This window comes from Marinospirillum sp. (assembly GCF_014859565.1).
In genome coordinates this window covers 1-7,879 of record NZ_JACUUA010000152.1, presented here as the reverse complement: position 1 = coordinate 7,879, position 7,879 = coordinate 1, and the positions used below count along the sequence as shown (strand labels likewise).

General features: G+C 47.8%; 3 protein-coding genes. 1 reads left to right on the top strand and 2 read right to left on the bottom strand.

The window, feature by feature from the left end; genetic code table 11:
* Nucleotides 1–314, top strand: a 314-nt coding sequence (locus IBX50_RS14860; RefSeq protein WP_292257078.1) for an addiction module antidote protein, incomplete at its 5' end; no start/stop codon positions are given.
* Between the two features lie 158 nt (nt 315–472).
* On the opposite strand, the gene IBX50_RS14855 is transcribed toward IBX50_RS14860, so the two are convergent.
* Both IBX50_RS14855 and IBX50_RS14850 read right to left on the bottom strand, forming a co-directional pair.
* Nucleotides 473–6,718, bottom strand: coding sequence for a DEAD/DEAH box helicase (locus IBX50_RS14855; protein WP_292257077.1), 6,246 nt, complete (start codon nt 6,716–6,718; stop codon nt 473–475).
* Between the two features lie 13 nt (nt 6,719–6,731).
* The gene (locus IBX50_RS14850) at nt 6,732–7,859 is read right to left on the bottom strand and encodes an STY4851/ECs_5259 family protein (RefSeq protein ID WP_292257076.1); all 1,128 of its coding nucleotides are present in this window, start codon (nt 7,857–7,859) and stop codon (nt 6,732–6,734) included.
* Nucleotides 7,860–7,879: the final 20 nt, after the last annotated feature.

Genomic DNA, 7,879 nt, shown 5'->3' with positions numbered 1-7,879 from the left:
ACCTTGAAACAGATGAGGATATACAACTCTATCTGGAAGCCTACATGGAAGAAGCTGGTGATGATCCTGCGTTTATTGTTCATGCCTTGAATGTTATTGCTCGTGCAGGAAACATGAGCCAACTTGCAAGAGATACAGGGTTAACCCGCGAAGGCCTGTACAAAGCTTTATCACCGGAGGGCAATCCCACCTTTGCAACCGTCACCAAAGTTGCAAAAGCACTTGGCTTGCAGATCAGTCTGCAAACCACCTACAAGCAGCTTTCGAGTTTCGTCACCGAACCCAACACTGCAAATCAAGTTGCCGAACCGTAACACTTCCCAAGAACACAGCCAGCTCTCCATTCGATTACAGCGTGAATTTGGCATACCATCAATCTGCACAATATAGACTGGTTTTATCTGGGTTCCCGATTCGAGAGACAATGTCTCTCGAATTAACCTAGTCAGATTACAATCTCTTTGCGTGGACTTTAAGCTTCATAAACAGCAATATCTGTCGGCCAGTCTCCAGTATTCACTAAGCTTGCTTTTTTCCAAGCATCCATCATCCGCTGTGCCTGTTCAGCCCCTGAAGCTTCGAAATTATGTAGTCGAAGCTCGTAGTGCAGATCAGAGCTGTTCCAATAGCCCATGCCTTGATCAAAAGCCAATTTAAGCTCTTTACCAGACTCCAGTGTTAACGTCAGAACACGGCGATGGCTGACCTCTTGCAACTCTGAGTGGAGTTCAATATTGGGTTTAATATCCAACACTGCAGATAACCAATGTCTGAGCACCTCTTCCTGATGCAAATAATCACTGAAGTTGTGCCAAATAAACTTTCCAGTTTGAGGGTTAGCTTCCCTCACTGCATGTACGCAGACCAACTTGACACCCTGTTTTGGAATAATCTGCATAAAGCCCGCCAGCAGCATTATCGCCCAAGGGGTTCTCAGATATCGGTCTTCATACTTAATCGCAGTCACTTTTTCACAGGACAGGTTAGCGCTGAACTCCGGTGCCTTATCCTCTAAAAGTTTTTTGAAGCGCTGCCCCAGCGTATTTATTGGACCATTAAGCTCATCTGTAACTTCCAGTACCCGGGCACTGCTGTAGGATGTTCTGCGCCAATTTGAAGTATCTAGAGTCTCAAATTGCCACTCAGGAAGTGATTCAGAGCTAATCCAGGTATGGCCTGTATCGGCCTGCAGCCAGTGTTCACCGGGCTTAGCGGCAGTTGAACTGTCTGTCAGCAGAGAAATAACACTTCCATTTTTATCTTTTATCTGGAGCGGAGCAGCCAGCAAGCCGTCATCCTTACGCTTGCGGTGCTGGGCTAGATGGATGCCACTACTTGCCAAGAGTGCCAAGTCTTCTTTAATTTCATCTGTGAGACTGCTGTTTTCATCCAGAACAAGGGTCAGATCACAGCTATCAAGCACTTTCCAGGCAAGCAACTGACGCCTGAATTCAGGGGCGTTCAAATTCCATTGCTCAGGATCCCCCTTCAACTGAAAACAGAGAGACTCAGCAGAACGGTTAATCCAGTGCCTTACAAAACGCAAGGGTTCATAGGGCCAATATTTTGCACCAGCATATCGATTAAAAGGCTCAGGAAGATCCAGATGCATAACAAACTGCCCTTCTCTTAGCCACTCAAGTGCAGCTTTTCGGTTCAGTTGTTCAAACTCGACCCTACTGTCTTTACTGGCCAAACAGGATGAACAGACTGTTTCGCACTCTGCGACACATTCAAGTTTATTAATCATCTTTTTGAGCAAAGCTGAAAGGTCATCAATAGCCGTCAGAACAAAACCAGCGCCACCGGCAACATGATCATAAATCTGCACAACGTAGCGGGATTCACCGGAATCCATATCACGGTCAGGGCGAACACCAAAACCGATTTCGCTTGCAGCAATACCCAAGATATCTGCAGCGGCATCACGAAGCGCCACAGATAATGTAATCGCAATAATTCTTCCGGTTTCATTTTCGGCTATCCAGCCCCGCGTTACGGGATTACGCAGAACCAGTTCCACAACATGGGTGCGGCTACGGTAGCCCAGATAGATATCCCGCATCACCCTTTCACCAGAGCACTCTTTTTGAACACCGCCTTTAGTTGCGCCACCAATAGCTCGGTGCATGTGATCCGGTTGCAGATCTTTCGGGACTTCCTGATTTGGCGTCATTGAGTCCGCACGGCCACAACTCATACAAACGGCAAAACCATGGCCATGCTCGCCACCGGATCGCATCATTATCTGACCGTTTTCACCAAAACGGATAAATCCGCAGGCAGAGTCGGGCAGGGCTACAGTAGCCCCCTCAACATACACCAGAGGCCGCTCTACCGGGATAAACTTCTGAGCACTGACATCATTACTGCTACCTTCATAGAAATCTGTCGTGAAGCCCATCGGGCGCAGTAATCGCTTAACATTACTGATATGAATTTCGCTATTACAATTTTTACAGCGAAGATTCTCACTATGGGAATATGCATGCTCCTGATACCCCGGTGCACCACAGTGATGACACTGCCAGGTCAGGTCAAATTTCTGAGCACTGCCGCCCGCACCTTCATGGTAAGACTGAAGTTTGACACCCGCAGATCGGTAAACACGACCATCTATCACAATCTGGGCACCTGGGGCATATTCCCGAATAGCAATATCCAGACCACGGGAAGGCTGCTCTTTATAGGTGAAGATATTATCTTCACGTTCAGACTGATCTGCTTCTTTCTGTGCTTTTTTACTTTTAAAATCCTCAATATTCAGCGTATTGAGAGCAACTACGTTCGTTGGGAAGCCGTAGCCCGGCAGGAAAGCTTTCGTTGCCAGCTCTTTTAACAGGTAGTCATTTTCATGACGGGTTTTTTCCAGCTCCAGTGCCTTTTTATAATGAGGATCTTTCGCTTGATTAACTCGCAGATTCATCTGTTTGTACTCTTCCTGCCAGCTCTGGGCAAGACACTGAATCCTTTCCCTGCAGTCACCAATCAGTTGCTCGAAGCTGATCAATTCAAGCGCTGTTCTGCGGATAATGCTGCGCACGGCCGTTTCATGATGTTTGACATCACTACCCAGCCAATCAATAAAACGACTGACTGCACCCTCATTAACATGGAAAAACCAAAGCGTTGTCAGACGGGTATTATCGTTGGTGCCTGAGGCTTCTGTTTTCAGGAAAGCAGATAACAGATAAGAGTTTACATGCCGCTGCACCAAAGGCTGAGCTTCCAACGTGATAACCGGTGCAGGAATAGCGGTACTGAAGGCCCACTTTGGATTATTAAATACCCGGGTATTATGAGGGTCTGACTTACAAAGTGTGTAAGCCACAGCCCTTGCCTCGCTGCGGCGACCTGCACGACCAGCCCGCTGCAGGTAGTTAGCCGGGTGCGGTGGTACGTTGTTCATCACCACAGCTGAAATACCGCCAATATCCACCCCCATCTCCATGGTTGTAGAACAGTTCATTACGTTAACTTTGCCCTCTTTAAACATGGACTCGTACTGCTGTAGCCGCTGCGCTGACTGTTGAGCTGAGTGCTCTGCTGTACGGTAATAAAACCCACCTTCTACAGTTCGGTCTGAAATATCGCTCCATAAGCTGTCGGCACGTAACGCTTTGATTTCTTGGTTTTCAGCAACTTTTTGGCGAATCGTATCAAGAACCTTTGATACGCCCAGAGGCGCTAATTGAGTATAATCCGGCAACTGTACAGGCTTACACAACAATGAGTTACGCTCTACCTTGCTACGTGGAATATAAGGGGTGACACTCCGAAAAGTGGTATCAAACATACGGTGGGTCATTGGGCAAACCCAGGCTTTACGGGGTAATGAAAAGTTGATCGCCTGACGAGTCACGGTATAACCACGTCCACCGGTATTCTGTAGTAGCTGAATAGCGGTCAATTGCTCCCAGGCAACTTTTAACCAAGTATTTATCTTATCAGCAGCATAAGCAGAGCTAGGATCCAGCTCAGTAGCATAAGTCAGTAGTTTTACCAAACGGTTTCCCTGAGTCCCCCGTTTAAATAGCGGCCAGCTTTTTACCCGTGAACTGTCCTGAAAATCATCTTTCGGTGGAACCAGCTCTTTGGGTGAAAAACGCGCTCCCATCCAGTTGCGTTCATTGTCGTTCATCACCAGAAAGGTATTTTCACGGATATAAAAATCTAACGTCACCTTCAGAAAATCTTTCCAGTCCTGCAGCGTTAACGGTGTTCGTTCACTGGGATTGTCAGCATTAGGTGCCAAAGTTTCCGCCCAGAATCTTGGTATCTGACCGACCTTTTCCAGCCCCTGATACCCTACTGCGATTAATCCCAGTGTTTCCGAGCTGTTCTGATTTTTTGGGCGACGGGCAAACTCCCTCAGCAGTAGCAAGCTGGCAAGGGTCAGGCTGTTATCATAGCCACCGAAAAATTCGGGATTTGCGTAACGGTTATAATCAAGGATAGAGTGCTTGATATCACTACAGGCAGCTAACTCAGATACCATCGCATACCAGTCTATTGCGACAGGCTTTGATGTTTGCAAAGCTCCTTCCTTAAGGCGCGCCTGCTCTCTTCGTTGCTTGGCTAGATCCGACATTCCCATCTGTTCAAGCTGTTCTGCCTGAACCAGAAGTTCTTCAGCTGATTGTTCAGGTAGCTCAGGGATATTTGCATTCTCTGAGGCCTGCCGGTTTCTCAGAATGGAAAACACCAACCCTCTTAAACGAGACCGCTCAGCTTCCTGCTGCATACGAACCGCCATCCGCGCTGTTCCTTGGCGGCTGTCGGTAAAGGTAATCAGCTTACGGCCACGACCGGGAAGGCTTTCTGGGTTAGAGTTTTTTGGAAGATCATCAGTTTGCGGATCCGGACAGAACTCCAGCGCCGTGGGCACTGCATTAGCGACATAAAAAGGAGCACCCAGATAACACTTGCGTAGAAAACCTGCCGGACGTTTACCTTTATCTCCACATCCTGAACATGATGAGTCGATATCTGTTGCTATATTTAGCCGAAGAGTATTTTCCCCGCTCAGACAGCCCAGCTCTGCCGTTTCTCTGTTCAGACTTATTGACGGATAGGACTCCACTTGATGAGCTGACAAAACAACCGACTGTTGTTTTTTATACAGCACCTGTTCACTTTCCGGTGTATCTTCATTGGGGTCATCCAGCAACGAGAATTCATCACCGGCAAAAGGATTTGTGTGGCGTAAAAAGCCATTGGCATCTTCAGCAATCAGATGTGGCGTTTTACAGTCATCACAAAACGCCAGCTCATAAACCGGTGCATGGCACTCACAACGGGTGCGTTGCGTTACATAAACCTGACCAAAAAACCAGTTTTTAAGATGTGTCGATTTAGCCGTACAGTTCGGGTCAGCACAGCACCAGAGGCCATGCAGCATACGTTGGTGCAGATGCCCCCTCAGTTTCAGAAACGGGGGCTCATTTTCGATGGGCTGGGTATCGGTCATCAGATCAATCCACTCCAGCAACTCCTGCTGTTGCTCTGCTTTTCCTGTTGCTGTCAGCAGATGACCAACCTTAAAAATCAGGTCATTTAGATCCAATGGTTTTTCACTGCTGATCAGCGCATGTCGTATCTCGTAAGACACAGGGTGATTGCACAACAGTTGAAAGCGATCTGCGGAGATTACTTCTCCCTGATCAACCTGACGGATTTCTGCCAGTGACCCCTTAATATCTAAGCTTTGTTTGAGATCAGGTACTTGACGGGAACCACCAATGACCACAACCTGTTCGTTCGGAACACCCGCCAGATCGGCAAGATAAGCCTGCAGTTTTTGGGCAGCACTTTCACCGGCAATGGTGGCCGAAGTCGCAACAAACCGGAGTTCACTGGCCTGTTTACCAAAGGCTTCTACCACCCGACGTAGCAGCAGTGACAACTCTGCCGCCTGCGAGCCAACATAGGTATGGGCTTCATCCAGTACAATCCAACGTAATGCACCCAGCTCCTGTGAGATACGTATAATAGGATCATCAATCTGACGCACCAGCATATATTCCAGCATGGTAGCGTTGGTCATCAGGATAGGAGCAGGCTCTTTGCGCAAACGTTCGCGTGAGAGAATTTCATTAGGTCTCTCCTTCTGAGTTTTGCGAACAGTAGACTCAGACTCTTTTGTATTACCATTGTAAAGACAGAAGCGGATATTCTCACCATAAGGTTCAGTCCATGCATCCAGACGCTCCCGTTGCGAGTTAATCAGCGCATTAAGAGGGTAAAGGAATAGCGCCCGAACACCAACCAGTGCTTTTTGCGATGTTTCGTGCTCCCGCACCAGATCCTGCAGGATCGGAATCATAAAGCACTCGGTCTTACCGGAACCGGTGCCCGTAGTGATAACTGCGGATTTCGGTTGCTCTGCCAGCAAGGTGCGCCAGCTTTCCAGCTGGTGTTTATACGGCTTTAAATCCGGCTGAAACTGGTACTTTTTGGCGCTGGCCAGAGTTTCAACTACGGAATTTGACAACAATTCACCTTTGAGTGATGCAAAGGTTTGATCCCCCTGCTTCCAGCCAAACGTATGTTCAAAAACCGGTGGCGCTAAAAAACACCCCTCATCCCCCATGCGGTTATGCATCTGGTCAGCCAGATGCGCTCTCAAACCGGGATCATTAACACCCAGTATTGAAAGCGTCGCTTCACGGGTACGGCTGAGTGATTGTGTAATCAGGTCTTTAAAATAGCCCGTCATGGTTAAAATCCTTTTATGGGGTATATGGTTGCAGCAGGTTAGTAAGTACAGCGGAGTAGACTGGTTCGTACCAAGCGTGACGGTCAAAGTCCGTCAAAACACTAATAGCTGAACGTACAGCTATTTCACTGGTCTGTAATTGACTCAGCGATGCTTTACCGGCAGAAAGGTGAGCAGTGAATACCGGCATCAGAATGACTGGCTTCATATACCAAGGTAACGAAGACTCATTAAACCAATGGTAATCCGGCTGTTGAGCCAACCAGATACACAATTCTTCACTGAGGTCTTCCGGCCAGATTGCTGCATCATGGCGTGTACGCAGATCATTCTGCCAAAGTGGAATAACAGCCTCTAAAGGCAACATAGGTGCGGGGGTATCACAGATTAGTAGCTCACCGAACGAGCGAAAAACTGGTATATGTGCAGCTAATTGCTCCAATTTACTGCGTGCCTGCTCTGTAATCATGGATTCCAGCAAGCCAAACTGGTACACCATACCCCGTATGTAGCGTTGTAACGCCCTCCGCCACTGTCTTGGTGTTACCACTTCCCAGATTACGGCTAACTCGTGTTTTAGGCGTTCAACAAAAAGACTGTCCATTTCAAGACGAAAAACAGCCAGTGCCATCGCTTCCGGATGACGGGCTAAAGCCTTCCAGCACTCAAAGGCTGATAAGGGAATATGCTCACAACGCTTTTTCAGCTGGATCAGGTACAACCAACTGCTATGGAAAAAATCTTCAGCCATCGCATTGAGTACCGGCTTGAAAATACCCCTACACTCTATAGGATGGTAGTAGCGTGCAGCAGCGTTCAGAGTAGAGACTGACGTATCATCAGTTGGGGTGCAGTAATTAAAATCAGGAATATGGATTTTAGGACGAAAATAAATCTCTGACGCCGGAGCTGGATAGAGCAGCCAGAGCCCCTCTTTCTGTAATGCTGAAGGAAGCTCGAAGTAACCTGTTTCTACACCTGCAACTTGGGTTCCTGGGACGGTAACAGGCTCGTCTTCAGGATTCTGCAAATTAATAGCTTGAACTTCTGCGCCTTCAACCCGGTGCATGAGTGATTGCGCTGTCTGATCAGACAGCTCCAATGTATTAGTTAGTGCCCATCCAGAAACACGTATTTTCATTGAGTTCAGCTCATCCCTGG